Consider the following 20,588-nt stretch of genomic DNA (forward strand, 5'->3'; position numbering starts at 1 on the left):
GATCGGCCTCAGCCCCGGGGGCGCAGCCCGGTCAGGCTGGGTGGGAGATCAGTGCTGTGCACCACCCCTAGCTGTTGGGTGGCCCTGGTGAGCGCGACGTAGAGGTCGTTCAGGCCCCGGGCCGAACCCGCGAGGATCTCGGCGGGCTCCACGACCAGCACGGCGTCGAACTCCAGGCCCTTCGCCTCACCCACCGTCAGGACCGTCACCCTGCTGGTCAGCGCCTCCGGGCCGCCCTCGCCGGTCGCCGCGTCCGGTACCACCGCGTGGACGGCGCTGCCCACCTCCGCCAGGAGCGCGGGCGGGGTCAGGACGGCGACCAGGCCGTCGCCGACCTCCTCCACCTGGGCCGCGGTCAGCGCCGCCACCCGCTCGGCCAGCTCGGCGCCGGGTACCCGGGTGCTCCACGGGTGGGAACCGGTCTCCCGTACCGAACTGGGTGCCTCCAACGCCGGGTCGATCGCGGTGAGGACCTCCGCCGCGACGGCCATGATCTCGACCGGAGTCCGGTAGTTCACGGTGAGCTGTTCCAGCCGCCACCGGTCGTTGACGTAGGGGTCCAGGACGGCTCCCCACGAGCTCGTACCGGCCGCGTCGCCGGTCTGGGCGACGTCCCCGACCAGTGTCATGGACTTGCTCGGGCAGCGGCGCATCAGCATCCGCCACGCCATGTCGGAGAGCTCCTGGGCCTCGTCGACCACGACGTGGCCGTAGGTCCAGGTCCGGTCGGCGGCGGCGCGTTCCGCGGTGGTCTCGAACCGCCGTTCCTCGTGGCGGTCGGCCAGCAGACGCGCGTCGACGATGTCGGTGGCGCGCAGCAGCTCGGGGTCCAGCTCCTCCTCAAGCTCCAGGATCTCCAGGACGCCCTGGGCGTAGGCGAGTTCCCGCCGCCGCTGGCGCGCCTCCCGTTTCCTGGCGGCCCTGTCGTCCTTGCCGAGGAGTTCGGCCGCCTCGTCGAGCAGCGGGACGTCCGCCGGCGTCCAGCCCCCGGCCTTGGGCCGCAGCAGCATGGCCCGTTCCTCGTCGCTCAGCTTCGGCGTGGCACGCCGCAACCGGTCGGGTGAGGAGAACAGGTCGGAGAGGAGCCGCTGCGGGGTGAGGGTGGGCCAGAGCTCGTCCAGCGTCCTCCTCAGCTCGGTGTCCTCCTCCAACTCGGCCCTGATGTCGGTGAGGTCGCCCCGTTCGAGCAGGTGGCTGCCCAGCCGGTCGGCCATCTGCCTGGCGAGCGCGGCGATGACCTCGCGGACGAAGATCTCCTTCGCCTCGTTGTGCGGCCGGCGGGAGCGGCGGGCGCGGGTCCTGGCCTGCGTGACGATGGTCTTGTCCAGGACCACGGGCTCCATCTCCACGGTCAGCTCGACGGGCTGCCGGGGTACGAGCTGGCGGTCCTTGATCGCCTTGGCGACGACCTTGGCCATCTCCCCTCGGCCTTTGATCTCCGCGGCCTCGGGGGACTCGCGTCGGGTCGCGCTGATGCCGGGGTACAGCTCGGCCACCGTGGCCAGCAGCACGCCGGTCTCACCGAGCGAGGGCAGCACCTGCTCGATGTAGCGCAGGAAGGTGGGGTTGGGGCCGACGACGAGGGTGCCGCGCTTGGCGAGCTGGTCGCGGTAGGTGTAGAGCAGGTAGGCGGTGCGGTGCAGGGCGACGGCGGTCTTGCCGGTTCCCGGACCGCCCTGCACGACCAACACCCCGTTGCGCGAGGAACGGATGATGCGGTCCTGCTCCTGCTGGATGGTCGCGACGATGTCCTTCATCCGCCCCGTCCGGCTCTCGTCGAGCGCGGCGAAGAGCGTCGCCTCGGCGGTGAGCGAGGAGGAGGGCCGGTCGCCTCGTGCGGCGGTGACGTCCAGGACCTCGTCGTCGACCGCCTTCACCGTCCGCGCGACGGTGCGGATGTGCCGGCGCTTCAGCACACCCTCGGGGGAGGCGGCGGTGGCGGTGTAGAAGGGGCGAGCGGCGGGGGCGCGCCAGTCCATCAGGAGCGGGGCGTACTCGTTGCCCTCGTCGAACAGGCCCAACCGACCGATGTAGTTGCGCTCACCGGTGTCCAGGTCGAGCCGTCCGAAGCACAACCCGTCCTCGACCTCCCGGAACCGGGACAGCCGCTCCGCGTACATCCCCGCCGACACGTCGCGTTCCCAGCGTTCCTGCGGGTTCTCCGGGTCGTTCTCCCGCAGGACCGTGGCATGTTTGTCGGAGGCCTCGTAGCGGAGCGCGTCGAGTCGCCCGTAGAGCATGGACACGTAGTCCTGTTCCGCGCGGAGCTCGGCTTCCCTGCCGTCGGTGTCCGCGTGACGCGAGGTGCTTGACAACGGTCTCCGTCCCTTGCTAGTTTGTCAGGGCGTTGCCCTCAACGCTCCACTTCCTGCTGTGCAGGGTGTTGAATCTTAGCAGAGGGCGTCCACGCTTCGAACCTCGCTGTCATCCGCGTGTTCCGAATGACTCAACCTCCCTCCTCGCGTGCCCGTCGGAACGTCCACGGCGTCGTGCGGGTAATGCCCTGACGAGCCGGGTAACCCCCGACTGTTCGGACGGCGACACCAGGCAGGAGGTGGGGCGGATGCGACACGACGAGTTCATCGGCGCCGTGCAACACCGGGCGCGCCTGTCCAGTCGGGGGCAGGCCGAAGGTGTCACCCGGGCGACCCTGGAGACCCTGGGCGAACGGATACCCGAACCGCAGGCCGAACACCTGGCGGCCCAACTACCCCGGGAGATCGCGGTGAGCCTCCGCCGCACGATCACCATGGGGGGTGCCGGGTCGGGCGAGCGGTTCGACCTGGACGAGTTCACCCACCGGGTGGCCCGCCGCGCCGGGGTGGACCCGCCCAAGGCGGTCTACGACGCCCGGGTGGTGCTGGAGGTCCTCGGCGAGGCCACGCAGGGGGAGACGCTGCACCGCGTCCGCGACTCCCTGCCCGAGGAGATGCGTGGCCTCATCGACTCGGGGAGCAGCGGTCGGATGACCTGAGCGATGAGCCGCCTCGCGGCGGGTGAGCGGTCCCGTTCCCGCGTGGATGCTGGTTGAATGGTGCGCCATCGAACGAGGGTGCGCCGTCGACACCTCCGGCGCGGAGCACGAGGACGGGAGACGAGAGTGCCCAGACCGCGACTGCCGGAGACACTCCCCGGGCGCCTGTTGCTGGCATGCTGCGACATCCGGTCGAACCGGTTGGACAGCAGGCAGGTGGTCGGCTACCTGCTGCGCGCCGGGGCGCTCACCGAGCTCCTGCTGGCCGGGCGGCTCGTGGACTCCCGGGGACGCGCCTCGTGCCTGCGGGCCCAGGCCACCGGTGACCCGTTCCTGGACGGCGTCCTGCGGGAGATCGCCCAGGAGCGCCCGCGTGCCTGGAAGGCGTGGGTGCGTCGGCGGCCCCGCCCGGCGGTGGACGAGGTCGTGGGAGGGCTCGAGGAGCGCGGCTACCTGCGGCGTCGGCGCGAGTTCGCGCTGGGTGTCCTCCCCGTCGAACGGGTCGTCGTGGAGGACGGGGACACGGTGACCTCGCTGCGCCGTCGAGTCGTCGAGGTGCTGACGGGGACCGAACCCGTGGAGCGGGTGGACGCCCTCGACGCGGCGATGGTCTCGCTGCTGTCGGCGGGCTCCGTGACGTCGGTGGTGCCGCGCCGGGACAAGCGCCAGCACAAGCAACGCCTGGCGGCCCTCACCGAACGCAGTGGCGAGGCCGCGCCGGCGCTGCGCACGGTGCTCGCGGACATCCAGGTGGCCGTCGCGACCGGTGCCGCGGTGGCCGTGCACGCGAGCTGAGTCGGGCCGACCGGGGGCGCGCCCTGGAGTGCGCCGCCTCCTTCAGTGCGCACGGTTGCTTCAGTGTCAAGTGAAACCAAATCCACGTCACCATCACCTCCCAACCCCGAGAACCATCCCGCACCCCCACAACCCACCCCGTCGGCCCGCACCAGGGGCGGCGGCCGCCGCGGGAGGAACCGGCCAGCACCCCGGTTCTCCCCGCCCTCCGAGACGAGGCACGATCCACATCACCATGAGACTCAACGACCTGCTGCCGAACGACCCCGACCCCGACACGCTCTTCGAGTCCTTCGCGACCTGGGCCTCCGAGCGGGGGACCGAGCTCTACCCGGCCCAGGAGGAAGCGCTCATCGAGGTCGTCTCCGGGGCGAACGTCATCCTGAACACCCCGACCGGGTCAGGCAAGAGCCTCGTCGCGGTCGGCGCCCACTTCACCGCGTTGGCCGGGGGCGTCCGCAGCTTCTACACCGCCCCGATCAAGGCTCTCGTCTCGGAGAAGTTCTTCGACCTGTGCGCGATCTTCGGGCCGGAGAACGTCGGCATGATGACCGGCGACAGCAGCGTGAACGCCGACGCGCCGATCATCTGCTGCACGGCGGAGATCCTCGCCAACATCGCCCTGCGGGACGGGGACCGCGCCGACGTCGGCCAGGTCGTGATGGACGAGTTCCACTTCTACTCCGAGCCGGACCGCGGGTGGGCCTGGCAGGTGCCCATCCTCGAGCTGCCCCAGGCCCAGTTCCTGCTGATGTCGGCCACCCTCGGCGACGTGAGCAGGTTCGAGGCGGACCTGACCAGGCGCACCGGCCGGCCGACGGCCGTGGTCGCCTCGGCGGAGCGTCCGGTGCCGCTGTTCTTCCGCTACGTGACGACCCCCCTGCACGAGACGATCAGCGAGCTGCTGTCCACCAACGACGCCCCCGTCTACGTGGTGCACTTCGCGCAGGCGGCGGCGCTGGAACGGGCGCAGTCGCTGATGAGCATCAACGTGTGCACCAAGGCGGAGAAGGCCGCGATCGCCGAGATGCTCGGAGGGTTCCGGTTCGCCCCCGGCTTCGGCAAGATCCTGTCGCGCCTGGTGCGGCACGGGATCGGCGTGCACCACGCGGGCATGCTGCCCAAGTACCGGCGGCTGGTGGAACAGCTGGCCCAGGCCGGCCTGCTCAAGGTCATCTGCGGCACGGACACGCTCGGCGTCGGCATCAACGTGCCCATCCGCACCGTCGTGTTCACCGCTCTGAGCAAGTACGACGGCGTGCGGACCAGGATCCTTCGCGCCCGCGAGTTCCACCAGATCGCGGGACGGGCGGGGCGAGCGGGTTACGACACGATCGGCACCGTGGTCGTCCAGGCGCCCGACCACGTCGTCGAGAACGAGAAGGCGCTGGCCAAGGCGGGCGACGATCCCAAGAAGCGGCGCAAGGTCGTGCGGAAGAAGCCGCCGGAGGGGTTCGTCACCTGGAGCGACGCGACCTTCAAGAAGTTGACCGAGGCGCAGCCCGAGCCGTTGCACTCCAGCTTCCAGGTCAGCCACTCGATGCTGCTCAACGTCATCGACCGCCCCGGTGACGCCTTCGCCGCGATGCGCAAGCTGCTGGAGGACAACCACGAGGACCGCCGTCGGCAGCTCCGCCACATCCGGCGGGCCATCGCGATCTACCGCGCCCTGCTCGCGGCCGGTGTCGTCGAACGGCTCGACGAGCCGGACGAGCACGGCCGGCGGGTCCGGTTGACCGTGGACCTCCGGTTCGACTTCGCCCTCAACCAGCCGCTGTCGCCCTTCGCGCTGGCCGCCATCGAGCTCCTCGACCGCGAGGCCCCCGGCTACGCGGTGGACGTGGTCTCGGTCATCGAGGCCACGCTCGACGACCCCCGGCAGGTGCTCTCGGCCCAGCAGTTCAAGGCCAGGGGAGAGGTGGTCGCGGAACTCAAGGCCGAGGGGGTCGAGTACGAGCAGCGGATGGAGCTGCTGGAGGAGGTCACCCACCCCAAGCCGCTCGCCGAGCTCCTCGACGCCGCCTTCACCACCTACCGTCGCGGGCACCCGTGGGTCGCCGACCACGAACTGTCCCCGAAGTCGGTGGCCAGGGACATGTACGAGCGCGGCATGGACTTCGCCGACTACGTCGCCTTCTACGGGCTCGCGCGCTCGGAGGGACTGGTCCTGCGGTATCTCGCCGACGTCTACAAGGCCCTGCGGCAGACCGTGCCGGAGGACGCCAAGACCGAGGAGCTCAACGACTTCGTGGAGTGGCTGGGGGAACTGGTCCGCCAGGTCGACTCCAGCCTGCTCGACGAGTGGGAACGGCTGGTCAACCCGGTCGAGGTGGGCGAGGCCGCCGCCCCGGTCGTCGAGCACACGGCGCCGCCGGTCACGGCGAACCGGAGGGCGTTCCGCGTGCTGGTGCGCAACGCGCTCTTCCGCCGGGTGGAACTCGCCGCCCGCCGCCGGTACCACGAGCTGGGCGAGCTCGACGGCGGCGCGGGGTGGACCGCCGAGGCCTGGCGGGACGCCCTCGAGCCCTACTTCGAGGAACACGACGAGATCGGCACCGGTCCCGACGCCCGGGGGCCGGCTCTGCTGGTCATCACCGAGGAACCCGGTCGGTGGCTGGTCCGGCAGATCTTCGACGACCCCGCCGGCGACCACGACTGGGGGATCAGCGCCGAGGTGGACCTGGCGGCCTCCGACGAGGAGGGAACGGCGGTCCTCACGGTGACCTCGGTCGACCAGCTCTGACCTGGTGACGGCGCCGCCTCCGGTGGGCGGCGCCGCACGACCGGGCCGCTCCGGCCCCGGTCTCCCTCGGGCCCCAGCCCGAGTGCGGCGGTCGTGTGGCCAGGTCACCAGGGTGTCCCGCCGGACGAGGGGTCCGGGCCGGGCCGTCCGCCCGCCCGTCGACGGGCGGCGCGGGGCAGGTCAGATCAGACGTCGAGCAGGGCGACGATGCGCTGGGCGGCGTCCATCATGTGTTCGCGCACGACCTCCCGCCCCCGGGCGGCGTCGCCCGCCTCGATGGCGTCGACGATCGGCTGGTGCCGGTTCCAGTCCATGTTGCGCAACGCCAGCTCGGGCCCAGCCCTGGTGATCGTGGCCCTGGTGAGGCCGGAGATGTGCGACCAGGACTGAGCGAGCGTGGAGTTCCCGGTGAGCTCGCACATCCGGGTGTGCAGGGCGAGGTCCGCCTCGGCGAGGTCGTCCAGGTCGTCACCGGCATCGCGGAGGTCGGCGAGAGCGGCGCGCAGTTCGCGGACGATCTCGGTCCTGTCGGGGGCGGAGCACAGCGTCTCGACCGCCAGGGCCTCCAGCGCCCCCCGGACCGCGAAGATGTCCATCACCTCGGACCGGGTGAGGGCACGGACGAGCAAACGGCCCCGTTCGTCGGCGGCCACCAGCCCCTCCTGCTCCAGGTGCCGCAGGGCCTCGCGCAACGTCCCCCTGGACACCGACAGCGCCTTGCTGAGCTCCGTCTCGATCAGGCGGGTGCCCGGGGCCAGCTGGCCGCTGCGGATCGCCTCCCGAAGTCGTCGCAGGCTCTGTTCGCGCAGCGTCTGTCGCTCGACCCCGGTCAGAGCTGGAACGTCCAGTGACACGTGTGCTTCTACCCCCTCGCGCCGATGAGCGATCTCAACCTTAGCGGACATGTTGGCATCGAATTTCGGTTGACTGTTGACGGTCGACAGAACGAGGACGTTTACTGTGCGCCACACGTCCGGGTGGAGGTAACTCAATGGTTCCAATGGAGGAGCCGGGCAGCAAACACGGTGCGTCAGTGACGTCCCCGAGGCTGGGCTGCTCGACGATCTCGTTCCGTCGCCGCGTGCTGCCGGAGGCCCTCGCGCTCATCGACTCGCTCGGCATCGAGGGCATCGACCTGGGCGGCCTGCCCGGCGTGTGCGACCACGTGCCGACCCCGCTGGTCGACGAGGGGCCGGGCATCGCCGACGCCGTGCTCGCGAGCGGCCTGGCCACCTGGGGCCTGAACGTCGACCCCGGTCCGCTCAACGACCCCGCCCTGGACCACGACACGCTGGTCCGGCGGGCGACGCCGCTGGTCGAGCTCGCCTCCCGACTGGGCAGCCTGCTCATCGTCCCCTGCGGCGCCCAGTCCCGATCCCCCTTCACCACCGAGACCGAGGACCTCCGCCGGATCGCCGACAACCTCGCGGTCCTCGCCGACCTCTCCTCGACCTCCGGGGTCCGCCTCGTCACCGAGGGCCTGCACCACTTCCGGTTCTGCCACTCCGAGGACCGCGCGCTGGCCCTGCTCGAGCTGGTACCCACCGAGGTCGCCGGCTTCGTCTACGACGTCAGCCACGTCGTGGCCAGCGGTACCGACGAGATCGCCTTCGCCGACCAGGTGGCGGACCGGACCGAGCACGTCCACCTGCGCGACGCCGTTCCCGAGACCGCCAGCGGCCCCGGCGACATCAACCTGAGCATCGGGCGAGGGCGCGCCGACTTCGCGCGACTCGTCGAGACGCTGGAGGGCCGGGGCTACCAGGGGCGGTACGTCCTCGAACTCGAGACCCACGACGTCGACGAGGCCGACCGGGTCCCGGTGGCCGCCCAGGCCCGGGACACCATCGCCGGCCTCCTCACCTGACCTCGGGCCCCCGGGCACCGCACGCGACAACGAGTGAACACCCGTAGGAGAAACACCGTGAGCCAGAACAGCACCCGCACCGCGATCATCACCGGCGCCGGTTCCGAGCGCGGAATCGGCCGGGAGACCGCCCGGCACCTGGCGGCCGCCGGCTTCGCCGTCGCCGTGCTGGACATCGACGGGGCCGCCGCCGCCCGCACCGCGACGCTGATCAGCGAGGAGTACGGGGTGCCCGCCGTCGGCGTCGCCGCCGACGTCACCGACCGGGGCGCTGTCGACCGTGCCATCACCGAAGTGGAGGACTCGGACCTGCCGCCGGTCGCCGCGCTGGTGAACAACGCCGGCATCACCCGGCCGACCCGGTTCCTCGACATCGACGACGCCGAGTGGGACCTGGTGTTCAAGGTGAACGTGACGGGGACCTACCTGGTCACCCAGCGGGTGCTGCCCGGGATGATCGAGCGGGGCTACGGCCGGATCGTCAACCTGTCCTCGGTCTCGGCGCAACGCGGCGGCGGCGTGTTCGGTGGCTCGCACTACTCGGCGGCCAAGGCCGCCGTGCTCGGTCTGACCAAGGCCCTCGCCCGGGAGGTCGGGCAGCACGGCGTCGTCGTCAACGCCGTCACCCCGGGCCTGATCGACACCGACATCACGGCCGGGGCGATGACGCCGGAGCGCAAGGCGCGGATCGTCGCCGACATCCCCGTGGGCCGCAACGGCCGCACCGAGGACGTCGCCGCCACCATCGCGTTCCTCGCGGGCGAGAACGTCGGCTACATCACCGGCGGCACCTTCGACATCAACGGTGGCTCGCACATCAACTGACCCACGCCGGTCCTCCCCGGTCCGCCGTCGGGCCCCGCGCCCGACCGACCCCGCCGCCGACGTCGCGGCTGACTTCCATCCAGCTGACCTCAGCGACATCTGACTCAGCGACACACAAGGAGGTGTGTGGCACGGTGCGAGCCACCCAGAAACCGAGCGCGAAGCGCTGGCGGCGGGCGCTGTGGGCGTTCCCGCTCGCGGCGGCGCTCCTGGCGAGCGGCTGTGGGGTCGGCGACGACTCCCGGCGCCTGCTGCTCGGGCACGGCGCGGCGCCAGGCAACCCACGCGCCGAAGCGGCCGAACGGTTCAGCCAGATCGTGGGCGAGAAGTCCTCGGAACGGCTCCGCGTCCAGGTCTTCGGCTCCGAACAGCTCGGCTCCGACTCGGAGATGATGGTGTCCATCGCCTCGGGCACCCTGGACATGACCGTCAACTCCCAGGGCCCGCTGGCCACCAGCGTCCCCGAGCTCACCCTCGTGGGCCTGCCCTTCCTCTTCGACACCCCCGAGCACGCCTACGAGGTGCTCGACGGCCCGGTCGGCGACGAGTTCGCCGAGATGGCCGAGGAGAAGGGCTACAAGGTCCTGGCCTGGTGGGACAACGGGATCCGCCACGTCACCAACAGCCGGCGCGCCGTCGAGGACTCCTCGGACCTGGCCGGGCTGAAGATCCGCACCCCGGACGACGGCATGACCATCGACATCTTCGGCACCCTCGGGGCCAACCCGACGCCGATGGCCTTCGGGGAGCTCTACCTGGGCTTGCGGCAGGGCGCCGTGGACGGCCAGGAGAACCCGCTGGTCAACATCGAGGCCTCGAACCTGCACGAGGTGCAGACCCACCTGACCCTCAGCGGGCACAAGTACGAGGTCACGCCCTTCGTGGTGAGCACGCAGACCTGGACGTCGCTGTCCGAGGAGGACCAGCGGCTGCTCCAGGACGCGGCGATCGAGGCTCGGGACCACCAGCGCCAGCTGATGGCCGAGCAGACCGACCGCATCCTCGCCGAGTTCCAGGACGCCATGCGGGTCACCGAGATCGACCGCGACGAGTTCCGCGCCGCGACGGACAGCGTGTACGAGCGCTGGGAGGAGCGGTACCCCGAGGTGTTCGAACGGCTGGTCCAGGCCGTGGAGGACACCCGTCCCAGCGAGGTGTCCCATGACTGAACAACCAGCCGGCGAGGGCCGGGAGGCGACCTCCCCCACCCCGGACGGCGACACGGCGACGCCACCCGGGCTGTTCGCGGAGGGCAGCGTCGAGGAGCGGGTCAACCGGGCCCTGACCATGGTCGGTTCCGCCATCGCCGTGGCCTCGATCAGCGTGATCGGTCTCGTGCTCGTCGTCGGGGTGGCGCTGCGGTACTTCATGAACAGCAGCGCCGACTACGCGACGGAACTCCCGACCTACCTGTTCCCGTGGTTGATCTCGGGCGGCGTCATCGCCGCCATGGGCCGGGGCGGTCACCTGGCCGTGGACTTCTTCGTGGCTCGCATGGCGCCGGCCCGTGCCCGGGTGGTCGACATCGCCGCCTGGGGGTTGTCCACGGTGGTGCTGATCATCCTGACCTTCGTCAGCCTGCGGCTGCTCGCCCCGCTCACCGCCCAGGTCACGCCGATCCTGGGGTGGCCGGTGGTCGGTAGTTTCGCCGGCTTCGCGCTGGCCGTCGTCGCGCTCACCGTGCAGTGCGGGTGCCGGCTGGTCTCCAGCATCCGGATCGGTCCGGTGCACGCCCAGGTCACCACCGCCGGAGGTGCCGCATGATCGAGGTGGGCATCGCCTTCCTGGTCTTCTTCGTCCTGCTCGCCGTGAGCGTCCCCGTGGCGTTCTCGATCCTCACCGCGACCGTCGTGGGGCTGTTGCTGATCGGCGACTTCCCCCTCCAGATCGTCGCCCAGACCGCGTTCTCGCCCAGCACCGACTTCATGCTGCTGGCGATCCCGTTCTTCATCCTCACCGGCGACCTGCTGGCGGGCGGGAAGCTCGGGCAACGGGCGATCGGGCTCGCCACCAGGGTCATCGGGCGGTTCCGGGGCGGCCTCGGCCACGCCTCGATCGCCACCAGCCTGGCGTTCTCGGGTGTGTCCGGTTCGGCCGTCGCCGACGCGTCCGGGCTCGGCAACGTCCTCATCCCCTGGACGAAGCGGGAGGGTTACCCGGCGCCGTTCGCGGCGGCCGTGAACTCCTCCACGTCCATCATCGGGGTCATCCTGCCCCCGTCCATCCCGCTGATCCTGTACGCCTCGGTCTCCGGTGCCTCGGTGGCCGCGCTGTTCATCGCCGGCATCGTGCCGGGCATCCTGCTGGCGTTGGCCTACGTGGTCGTCTGCTGGTGGGTGGCCTGGCGCAAGGACTACCCGCGCAAGAAGGTGAAGCTGAGCTGGAGCGGTGTCCTGAAGGACATCGTGGTCATCACCCCGGCCATCCTGCTGCCGATCATCCTGATCCGCGTGGTCCTCTTCGGTGGCATCGCCACGGTCACCGAGGTCGCGGTCCTGGCCGCGCTGTACGCGGTCCTCGTCCGGCTGGTGATCTACCGGGACCTCACCCTGCGGATGCTGACCAAGTCGTTGGTGAACACCGCCGCCGCCACCGGCGTGGTGATGCTGCTGATCATGGTCTCCTCGTCGCTGAGCTGGCTGCTCACCGTCGAGGAGGTACCGCCGAAGCTGGCGACCTTCTTCCTGGACAACGTCAGCAGCGCGGTCCTCATCCTGCTGATCATGAACGTGATCATGCTGGTCGTCGGGGCCTTCCTGGACATGTCGCCGGCCATCCTGCTGCTGACGCCGGTGCTGCTCCCGCTGGCAGCCGGTATCGGGCTCGACCCGGTCCACCTCGGCATCATCGTGGTCCTGAACCTGGCGATCGGCCTGTTCACCCCGCCGGTGGGTACCACGCTCTACATCTCCACCTCGATCGCGGGGATCAAGATCGAACGCACGGTCGTGGCGCTGGTCCCCTTCTACCTGGCGGCGCTCGCCGTCCTCGCGCTGGTCACCTACGTGCCCGCACTCATCATCACCCCGTGACCGGAGAGGAAGGATTTTCGTGACACGCCTGTTCAACGACCCAGCGAGCTTCGCGGAGGACGCGCTCGCCGGGTTCTGCGACCTCCACTCCGACCGGGTCCGCCCGGTGGAGGGCGGAGTGGTCCGCGCCTCGGACACCCCGGAGGGGAAGGTGGCGGTCGTCGTCGGCGGTGGCTCCGGGCACTACCCGGCGTTCTGCGGCGTCGTCGGCCCCGGTTTCGCCGACGGCGCCGTGGTCGGCAACGTCTTCACCTCGCCATCCGCCCAGCAGGCCTACGACGTCGCGCGGGCGGCCAACCGAGGAGGGGGCGTCCTCTTCAGCTACGGCAACTACGCGGGCGACGTGCTGAACTTCGGCGCCGCCCAGGAACGGTTGCGGGCGGAGGGTGTCGACACCCGCACCGTCGTCGTCACCGACGACATCGCCTCGGCCCAGCCGGGGGAGGAGACCCGCAGGCGCGGCATCGCCGGTGACTTCGTCGTCTTCAAGGTCGCCGGCGCCGCCGCCGAGGCGGGGTACTCCCTCGACGAGGTGGAACGGGTCGCCGCGGCGGCCAACGCCGCCACCCGCACGCTCGGCGTGGCCTTCGACGGGTGCACCCTGCCCGGTCAGGATGGCCAGCTGTTCACCGTCCCCGCCGGGAAGATGGGGCTCGGCCTGGGCATCCACGGCGAACCAGGTGTGTCCGAGGTGGACCTCCCCACGGCGTCGGAGCTCGCGGACACCTTCGTCGACGGGGTCCTCGCCGAGACACCCTCGGGTGCCGGGAACCGGGTGGGCGTCATCCTCAACGGACTGGGCCGCACCAAGTACGAGGAACTCTTCGTCGTGTGGACCCGGGTCGCCGCCCGGCTCAGGGCGGCCGGCCTGGAACTGGTCGACCCGGAGGTCGGGGAACTGGTCACCAGCCTCGACATGGCCGGTGCCTCGCTGACGCTGGTCTGGTTGGACGAGGAGCTCGAACGCCTGTGGCGGGCCCCCGCCGACAGTCCCGCCTACCGCAAGGGGACCGGCGAGGTCCCCCGCGCCCCGGCGGAGCTGTTCGCCGCCAACCGGCACGCCGACACCGGTCCCGGCGACCAGCCGCGAGGCACGGCGGTGCGAGCCACCCCCGAGTCGCGGGAGTTCGCCGGCACCGTGGTCGAGGTGCTCGAGGCGGTGCGCGCCGCGATCGAGGCGGCGGAGGACGAACTGGGTCGCATCGACGCCGTGGCCGGGGACGGTGACCACGGGCGGGGCATGGTCAAGGGCGTCACCGCCGCCGAGCCCGCCGCCCGCGCCGCCGTGGACCGCGGCGCCGGAGCCGCGTCCACGCTCGCCGAGGCGGGGGACGCCTGGGCGGCCCGTGCCGGGGGCACCTCGGGGGCGCTGTGGGGGGCCGGGCTCCGGGCCTTCGGTGCCGAGCTGGGGGACGACCGCGCCGTTGACCACGCCGCCGTCGTCGCCGGGGCGCGGGCGTTCCTGGAACGCGTCCGGCAACTGGGCGGGGCCGCCGTCGGTGACAAGACGATGCTCGACGCGCTGGTCCCGGCCGTGGAGGCCCTGGAGCGGAGCGGCGGTGCCGGGCGGGAGGCGTGGACGACCGCCGCGGCGGCGGCCACCCGGGCCGCCGAGGAGACGGCGAACCTGGTCCCCCGGGTCGGGCGGGCCAGGCCGTTGGCCGAACGCAGCGTGGGCACACCGGACGCCGGGGCCGTCTCGATGGCCCTCATCGTCCGAACCGTCGCGTCGATGGCGCGGACCGAGGGGGAAGGGGAACGGGCATGAGCGTGAACCCGGCGTGGAGGATCGTGGTCGGGGCGGACGACGCCGGCCTGGCCTACAAGGACGTGCTGAAGGAGGACCTGGCGGCCGACCCCCGGGTCGCGTCCGTGCGCGACGTGGGCGTCACCGAGGCGGACGGCACCGCCTACCCCAACATCGCCGTGGCGGCGGCCGAACTCGTCGCCCGGGGTGAGGCGGACCGGGCGCTGCTGGTGTGCGGCACCGGCCTCGGTGTCGCGATCAGCGCGAACAAGGTTCGCGGTATCAGGGCCGTCACCGCGCACGACAGCTTCTCGGTGGAGCGGTCCGTGCTGAGCAACGACGCCCAGGTGCTGACCTTCGGTCAACGGGTCGTCGGGTTGGAACTGGCCCGGCGGTTGGCCAGGGAGTGGTTGGGCTACCGGTTCGACCCGGCCTCCGCGTCGGCGGCCAAGGTCGCCGCGATCACCGACTACGAGGAGACCGGGAGCTGCTGACCACGTCATGGAAGGGGCGGCCGGCCCGGTGGGGCCGGCCGCCCCGGTGTTCGTGGTCCGGCGTGGTCGGGGCGGGTCACTCCGGTTCGTCGCGGCTGAGCAGGTGTTGGGTGAGCCAGGCCAGCCCTCGGTCCAGGCGTCGGAAGTAGGTGGCCCGGCTCAGGTGCAGTTGGCGGGCCACCGCGTGGTGTTCCTGGTGGCCCCGCAGGTAATAGGCCCGCAGGATCCGGCCGCACTGGGAGAGCACCGGGTCCTCGTGCTCGGCGAGGTCCCGGATCGAGGAGACGAGCTGGGACCGGAGTCCCTGGGGAGTCGGGTCGAGGGTCACCGCGAGCAGGGGGTTCCGCGCCAGTCCGGTGTCGTCGCGAAGGTGTTCCAGTGCCTGGCGTACCGCCCGGGTCCACCAGCGGCGGTCGGGCTCGTCCTGTCGGGGTGAGGTCAGGGCGGCCACCTTGTCGAGCCAGGCTGGTATTCCCTCCCAGGTGAAGCGTTCGTGGTAGAGCTTGGAGGCGCGGCCGCAGTCGTAGGGGTCGTGGCGGGTGTCTCCCCAGTAGTCGAACCCGAACGCCTGGACCAGATCCTGGTACTGCGGTGACGGGGTCGAGATCACCAGCCGTCCGCCGCTGATGCCCTCGGCGACGATGTGGCGGAGCAGGGCGGCGTGCGCCCCGGGGTGTTCGCAGACCGCCATGCCGGTGAAGACGCCTCCGCCGAGCATCCGAGTGGTGTGCTGCTGGGTCAGGGGTTCGATGACACCGAGCGCCTCGTCGGTGATCCGCGGCGTGTAGGTCATGCCCAAGGGGCGGTCGTCGGGCCCGCACACCAGGTGGAAACCGTCCGCCGTACTGGTCAACCAGCCGTCGAGCAGGCGCTCGCACCGCGCGGTCGCCACCCCGCGTCGGGCGGCCCACTGGCGCACCAGCTCGCCGATCCGGTCGTGGTCCCGGGGTGTGGCGCGCCGCACCCCGAACCCCTCTGCTCCCGGCGGGAACAGGGTCTCGCGCAGCAGCGGATGACCGGTGAGGAACAGGGCGTGTTCGGTCAGCGGACGCCGCGCCCCGCCCCGAGCCGAGTCCAACAGCCGGCGGTTGCGGGCGGCGGCCCTGGTCAGGGCCACCTGGTGGGCGACAGGGCGGCGCCACCGGTAGCTCAGGTCCAACAGCGTCCGGAACGGTTCCGCCACCGCCAGCCCCGAGGTGGTGGTGGTGACCAGGCTCAGGTCGGCCAGCGCGGAGAACCAGCCCTGCCCCCGCGGGCCCTCGACGAGTTCGCCGAGCAGTTCCTCGTCCCCGTGACCCACCACGGCCAGCGAGTCGAGGACGTCCCGAGCCCGGGAGGCCGCCCGCTCCCGTGCCAGCCGCCGCGACAGCTCCCGCAGCGCCCGGTCGGCCACCGCCCCCGGTGCCTCCGCGGGGACACCGGACAGCAGCGCCCGAGCCAGGCAGGCGGCCACCAGTGGGATCCCCCCGGCGAGGCCGGCCACCAGGTCCACCCCGGTTTCCAGGCCGAGAGCCCTGGCGTGGGAGCGGATCTCCTCGTCGTTCCAGGGTGGGACCGGCACGGAGGTCAGCGGCCCGGCGGGGGCCGCGCCGGCACCAGGGGGCGACGGCTGGTGACCACCACCCGTGGCGCGTCGGAGCCGGCGCGGTCCAGTTCCTCCCGGACGGTTCGGGCGAGGCCGGGTCCCTCATCACCGTCGACGTACACGACGGGCCGGGCCGAGCCCAGCGCGCGTCGGACACCGACCCGCGCCCCGGCCCGTCGTGCCTCGATGACCGGCTCGCCCCGTGCGAGGAACGCCAGCAGCGTGCTCTTGCCCACCCCCAGCGGGCCGACGAGCGCGACGACGTGCCCGGGCCCGGCGTGCGCGAGCGCCCCGGACACCGCCGCGAGCGCACGGGACTGCCCCGCGGTCGGCCGCGTCCCCTCCCCGTCCCCCCAGTCCACGTCGCGCCTCCCTCCCGAGCGCGGGTGCGCCGCTCAGCTCTGATGTAGCCGCTGAGGCCCGGATCCGAGGGCGGAACGGGTCGCGATCACACGAAGGGAGGCAGCGGCGGGCCCGGGCGAACCGGACCCGCCGGGCGATCAGGCCGCCTCGCACACGTAGACGTGCACCACCCGACCGTCGGAGTAGATGAAGTACCCGGCGTACCGGCAGCTCTGCGCCACCATGTCCGCCTCCGCCTCGTCCACCAGGACGACCTTCGTGCCCGCCGTGGCCGGCGCGGCCGAGGCCATCGCGGGCGCCTGCACCGCCAGCATTCCTCCCAGCGCCAGCACGCCGGCGACCACCGCGGTACGCAGTCGACGAATCATGGAAACCCCCTCGTGTCGCTCCCGGGCCGGCGGTTCCCACCGTCAGGGCCGCGTGGGTGGCACCGGACCAGGTCGTTGGTGCCCTGACATCCCTGACGTTAGGAGTCCCGGCGCCCCGTGGAGTCTCACGTGCGTCTCACCCCGTTCCGCTGGAACCCGGCACGCCGGCGGGGCCGCCGGTGTGCCGGTCGTGGTGGGACGCCGTTGACCAGATCGGCCGGTGACTGCTACCCACGGTGTGGGTCGCGTCGCGGCGGGCGATCACCCGGGACGGAGTGGGGCACCTCGGCGTCGGCCACGGCGACCGGTGGTCGGCCGCCCGCCCCGGTACGACCACCCGGTGCGGGCACCGGGGAACGGGAAGGACCGGGACACGTATGGAACTGGCCATCAGGGGCGCGCTGGTCCTCGACGGAACGGGAGCACCGGGCACGCGTGCGGACGTGCTCGTCCGCGACGGCCGCATCGTCGACATCGGACCACCGGGCCGGCTGACCGCATGCCGCCAGCTCGACGTCGACGGTCTGGTCCTGGCCCCGGGCTTCATCGACATGCACTCCCACTCCGACCTGCGCGTCCTCGCCGAGCCCGACCACCTGGCCAAGGTGTCGCAGGGCGTGACCCTGGAGGTCCTCGGGCAGGACGGCCTGTCCTACGCCCCGGTGGACGCCGAGGCCCTGGACGCGCTGCGGGTCCAGCTCGCCGGGTGGAACGGTGATCCGGCCGGTTTCGCCTGGACCTGGCGGTCGGTGGGTGAGTACCTGGACCGCCTCGACCGCGGTGTCGCCACCAACGTCGCCTACCTGGTCCCGCAGGGCACGTTGCGGATGCTGTGCGTGGGCCACGACGACCGGCCCGCCAGCCCCGCCGAGATCCACGACATGCGGCGGCTGCTCGACACCGCGCTGAGCGAGGGCGCCGTCGGGATGTCCTCCGGGCTCACCTACCCGCCCGGCATGTTCGCCAGCACCGACGAACTGGTCGCGCTCTGCGAGGTCGTCACCGGCCACGGCGGCTACTACGCCCCCCACCACCGCGGTTACGGTGCCGGGGCACTGGAGGCCTACGCGGAGGTGGTCGACATCGGAGCACGGGCCGGGTGCGCCGTGCACCTGACCCACGCGACGATGAACTTCGAGGTCAACCGGGGCCGCGCGGGGGAACTCCTGGCCCTGGTCGACCGGGCCCTCGCCTCGGGCCTCGACGTCAGCCTCGACACCTACCCGTACCGGGCCGGCAGCACCTCCCTGCACGCCCTGCTCCCCAGCTGGGCCGCGGCCGGCGGCGTGCACGCCATCCCGCACCTCCTCCGTGACGTCGAGCGGCGTGCCGCCGTCCTCCACGCGCTGGAGGTCGAGGGGTCCGACGGCTGCCATGGCGTCCCGGTCGACTGGGACACCATCGAGATCAACGGCGTCGCCGACACCGCCGCCCACGGTCACCTGGTGGGGCACACCGTCGCGGCCTCGGCGCGCGGGCTCGGTCGCCCCGCCGGTGAGCTGTACCTGGACGTCCTGCTCGCCGACCGACTGGGCACGACCTGCCTGATGCACGTCGGGCACGAGGACAACGTCCGGGAGATCATGCGCCACCCGAGGCACACGGTGGGCAGCGACGGCATCCTCGTGGGCGCGAGACCCCATCCGCGCGCCTGGGGCACGTTCCCCCGCCTGCTGGGCCGCTACGTCCGGGAATGGGGGGTGCTCGGGCTGGCGGAGTGCGTGGCCCGCATGACCGGCCGCGCCGCCGACCGGATCGGACTGCGCGACCGGGGCCGCATCCGGCGGGGGAACGCCGCGGACCTCGTGCTCTTCGACCCCCGCACCGTGCTCGACGCGGCGACGTTCGCCCAACCCCGCACGCCGGCCGTGGGAATCCCCTGGGTGCTGGTCAACGGGGTCCCGGTCATCGCGGACGGCCGGCGCACCGACGCGCTCCCCGGCCGCGCCCTGCGGCGCGAGGGTGCTCTCGTGGTCGCGCGCGGGGGCAGCTGAACCGCCCCGATGCCCTGCCGGCACGGGTGCCGTGTCCGAGCCGACCCCCGGGGTGGGAGACCCGTCGGGTGGGGGACCGTCGGGTGCGGGCGGACGGGCGCGGGGTGCGCCGCCACGAGGGACGGGTGCCAGAGCGCGGGGAACGTGGCAGGGAACCCACCACCCCGTACCCGAGCGGGCGTCGTCACGGGCGGGCGTCGGGGACGGCGCGACGGCGGAGTACCAGGCCCACCCCGGCGCTCCACCAGGAGGAGGCGGGCCCGCCGACACCGAACGGCCCAGTCCGACAAGATGTCCGGTCGATTGCGCCGAAATGGTCTATACCACATCCTCGGTGCCCGTGCAGACTGGGTGGACCCGAGGCGGCGACCGCCGCCCGGCGAGGTGACACCAGGCCGTCCACCACCCGACCCATGACCACGGTCCGATCCGCGTACCGCTCACACCCGGCGCGACGACCAGGGAGGGGCGCACGATGTCCGCCGAAACCAACCGACGACGGTTCCTGCTGACGACGAGTGCCGCGGTCGGCGCGGCCCTCCTGCCCATCCACCACGGCGCGGCGGGAGCGGCAGCGGGAGCGTCCGCCCCGGCGGGCACCGGTGCCGACCCGACGCTGACCCCGGTCTACCTGGGAGGATTCTCCTGGACCCACCCGCCCGGCGGCGACCTGGAGATCTCCGGGTACGACCAGGGAACCGGTGAGCTGGCGCGGAGTTCCACCGTCGGCGGGGTCCCCGACCCCTCGTTCCTGGCCTTCTCCCCGAGCGGGCGTTTCCTCTACGCCACCAACGAACTCGTCCCCGAGGGCCGGGTCACCGCCCTGAGCCTGGCCAACCCACACCGGCCCACCGTGCTGAACTCCGAACCCACCCACGGCGCGGGACCCACCCACCTCAGCGTGACCTCGGACGGCCGGTTCCTGCTGACCGCCAACTACACCGACGGCTCCGTGGTGGTGCACCCGCTGGGAGCCGACGGGCGGCTCCGCCCGGCCACCCACCTCGTCCGCCACCCCGGCGGAACCCGAGACCCGCACGCCCACCAGATCCTCCCGGACCCCAGCGGCCGCTGGGTACTCGCGGTCGACCTCGGCGCCGACGCCGTGTTCGTCTACACCCTCGACGCCCGGGCGGGGCGACTGCGCGCGCACCAGCGGTGCGACCTGCCGCCGGGGACCGGGCCCCGTCACCTGGCCTTCCACCCCGACGGGCGACGCGCCTACCTGCTCGGCGAACTGGACTCGACGGTCACCGTGCTCGGGTGGGACGCCACCACCGGACGCATCACCCCTGGGGGGACGACCAGCACCCGGCACCCCACCGCGTCGGGCGACAACTTCCCGGCCGAGATCGCGGTGTCCGAGGACGGGCGGTTCGTCTACGCCTCCAACCGGGGAGACGACGACATCGCGGTGTTCGCCACCTCCACCCACGACACCCCCGGGCGCCATGCCCCCTCGCACGAGTCGCTGGCACTGCTCGACAACACCCCCACCGGCGGAGCCTGGCCACGGCACTTCGCCCTCGACCCGGGCGAGCGCGCCCTCTACGTGGCCAACCAGGACTCGGGGACCGTCACCAGGCTCACCCGGGACGCCAGGACCGGGTTGTTGACCCACGGCACGCCAGCGCTGGCCGTCCCCGGAGTCTGCTTCCTCGCCTTCCACCCCTGACCCCGCCCACACGCGGCCGAGCCCACGAACCCGGAGCGCGCGGCCCAGTAACGGGTCCACGGGTCGTGGCCGTCCCAGCCCACCGCCCCCGGCCCCGCTCCCGGCGAGGCCCGTCCACCCGCACCC

Annotated in this window: 17 protein-coding genes; 12 read left to right on the forward strand and 5 right to left on the reverse strand. The window is 72.2% G+C overall.

What is annotated here, in order from left to right; all coding sequences use genetic code 11:
• Window positions 1-8: 8 nt before the first annotated feature.
• Window positions 9-2,315, reverse strand: coding sequence for a HelD family protein (locus G443_RS03200; RefSeq protein ID WP_026418098.1), 2,307 nt, complete (start codon window positions 2,313-2,315; stop codon window positions 9-11).
• A gap of 248 nt (window positions 2,316-2,563) precedes the next feature.
• Here G443_RS03200 and G443_RS03205 point away from each other — a divergent pair, with 248 nt between their 5' ends.
• The 3 genes from G443_RS03205 to G443_RS03215 all read left to right on the forward strand — a co-directional run bounded on the left by G443_RS03205 (window position 2,564) and on the right by G443_RS03215 (window position 6,512).
• Window positions 2,564-2,974, forward strand: coding sequence for a DUF2267 domain-containing protein (locus G443_RS03205; RefSeq protein ID WP_026418097.1), 411 nt, complete (start codon window positions 2,564-2,566; stop codon window positions 2,972-2,974).
• A gap of 126 nt (window positions 2,975-3,100) precedes the next feature.
• Entirely contained in the window at window positions 3,101-3,769 is a 669-nt protein-coding gene (locus tag G443_RS03210) for a GOLPH3/VPS74 family protein (RefSeq protein ID WP_051313704.1), read from the forward strand.
• Window positions 3,770-4,004: 235 nt separating this feature from the next.
• A complete protein-coding gene (locus tag G443_RS03215; protein ID WP_026418095.1) occupies window positions 4,005-6,512 on the forward strand; it encodes a DEAD/DEAH box helicase in 2,508 nt (835 codons plus the stop codon).
• A gap of 185 nt (window positions 6,513-6,697) precedes the next feature.
• Here the strand turns inward: G443_RS03215 and G443_RS03220 are convergent, their stop codons facing one another.
• Entirely contained in the window at window positions 6,698-7,366 is a 669-nt protein-coding gene (locus G443_RS03220; protein ID WP_026418094.1) for a GntR family transcriptional regulator, read from the reverse strand.
• 179 nt (window positions 7,367-7,545) lie between these two features.
• Between G443_RS03220 and G443_RS03225 the strand changes: the two genes are divergently transcribed.
• From G443_RS03225 to G443_RS03255, 7 genes are all read left to right on the forward strand, one after another.
• Entirely contained in the window at window positions 7,546-8,379 is an 834-nt protein-coding gene (locus G443_RS03225) for a sugar phosphate isomerase/epimerase family protein (protein WP_035291649.1), read from the forward strand.
• A gap of 57 nt (window positions 8,380-8,436) precedes the next feature.
• A complete protein-coding gene (locus tag G443_RS03230) occupies window positions 8,437-9,204 on the forward strand; it encodes an SDR family NAD(P)-dependent oxidoreductase (RefSeq protein WP_026418092.1) in 768 nt (255 codons plus the stop codon).
• Between the two features lie 134 nt (window positions 9,205-9,338).
• Complete coding sequence (locus G443_RS03235) at window positions 9,339-10,373, forward strand: TRAP transporter substrate-binding protein (protein WP_211237478.1); 1,035 nt, start codon at window positions 9,339-9,341, stop codon at window positions 10,371-10,373.
• Entirely contained in the window at window positions 10,366-10,968 is a 603-nt protein-coding gene (locus G443_RS03240) for a TRAP transporter small permease (RefSeq protein ID WP_026418090.1), read from the forward strand. Before G443_RS03235 ends, G443_RS03240 begins: the two co-directional genes overlap by 8 nt.
• On the forward strand, window positions 10,965-12,236 hold the full coding sequence (locus tag G443_RS03245; RefSeq protein WP_051313701.1) for a TRAP transporter large permease: 1,272 nt from the start codon (window positions 10,965-10,967) through the stop codon (window positions 12,234-12,236). The genes G443_RS03240 and G443_RS03245 overlap by 4 nt, the downstream gene beginning before the upstream one ends.
• A 19-nt stretch (window positions 12,237-12,255) precedes the next feature.
• On the forward strand, window positions 12,256-14,004 hold the full coding sequence (locus G443_RS03250) for a dihydroxyacetone kinase family protein (protein ID WP_026418088.1): 1,749 nt from the start codon (window positions 12,256-12,258) through the stop codon (window positions 14,002-14,004).
• Window positions 14,001-14,477 (forward strand): ribose-5-phosphate isomerase, encoded by a 477-nt coding sequence (locus tag G443_RS03255; RefSeq protein WP_026418087.1) that lies wholly within the window; start codon window positions 14,001-14,003, stop codon window positions 14,475-14,477. Before G443_RS03250 ends, G443_RS03255 begins: the two co-directional genes overlap by 4 nt.
• A 76-nt stretch (window positions 14,478-14,553) precedes the next feature.
• On the opposite strand, the gene G443_RS03260 is transcribed toward G443_RS03255, so the two are convergent.
• From G443_RS03260 to G443_RS03270, 3 genes are all read right to left on the reverse strand, one after another.
• Complete coding sequence (locus G443_RS03260) at window positions 14,554-16,038, reverse strand: hypothetical protein (RefSeq protein WP_253860109.1); 1,485 nt, start codon at window positions 16,036-16,038, stop codon at window positions 14,554-14,556.
• A gap of 5 nt (window positions 16,039-16,043) precedes the next feature.
• A complete protein-coding gene (locus G443_RS03265) occupies window positions 16,044-16,424 on the reverse strand; it encodes an ATP-binding protein (RefSeq protein WP_253860110.1) in 381 nt (126 codons plus the stop codon).
• Between the two features lie 138 nt (window positions 16,425-16,562).
• Window positions 16,563-16,793 carry a hypothetical protein gene (locus G443_RS03270; RefSeq protein ID WP_155886064.1) on the reverse strand — a complete coding sequence of 77 codons (231 nt, stop codon included), beginning with the start codon at window positions 16,791-16,793 and terminating at the stop codon, window positions 16,563-16,565.
• Window positions 16,794-17,170: 377 nt separating this feature from the next.
• Between G443_RS03270 and G443_RS03275 the strand changes: the two genes are divergently transcribed.
• Both G443_RS03275 and G443_RS03280 read left to right on the forward strand, forming a co-directional pair.
• Window positions 17,171-18,787 carry an N-acyl-D-amino-acid deacylase family protein gene (locus G443_RS03275; RefSeq protein ID WP_026418084.1) on the forward strand — a complete coding sequence of 539 codons (1,617 nt, stop codon included), beginning with the start codon at window positions 17,171-17,173 and terminating at the stop codon, window positions 18,785-18,787.
• A gap of 475 nt (window positions 18,788-19,262) precedes the next feature.
• Window positions 19,263-20,462: a lactonase family protein gene (locus G443_RS03280; protein WP_026418083.1), complete on the forward strand. Its 1,200-nt coding sequence runs from the start codon at window positions 19,263-19,265 to the stop codon at window positions 20,460-20,462.
• Window positions 20,463-20,588: the final 126 nt, after the last annotated feature.

Source organism: Actinoalloteichus caeruleus DSM 43889, assembly GCF_000429185.2.
In the GTDB taxonomy this organism is placed as follows: domain Bacteria; phylum Actinomycetota; class Actinomycetes; order Mycobacteriales; family Pseudonocardiaceae; genus Actinoalloteichus_B; species Actinoalloteichus_B caeruleus.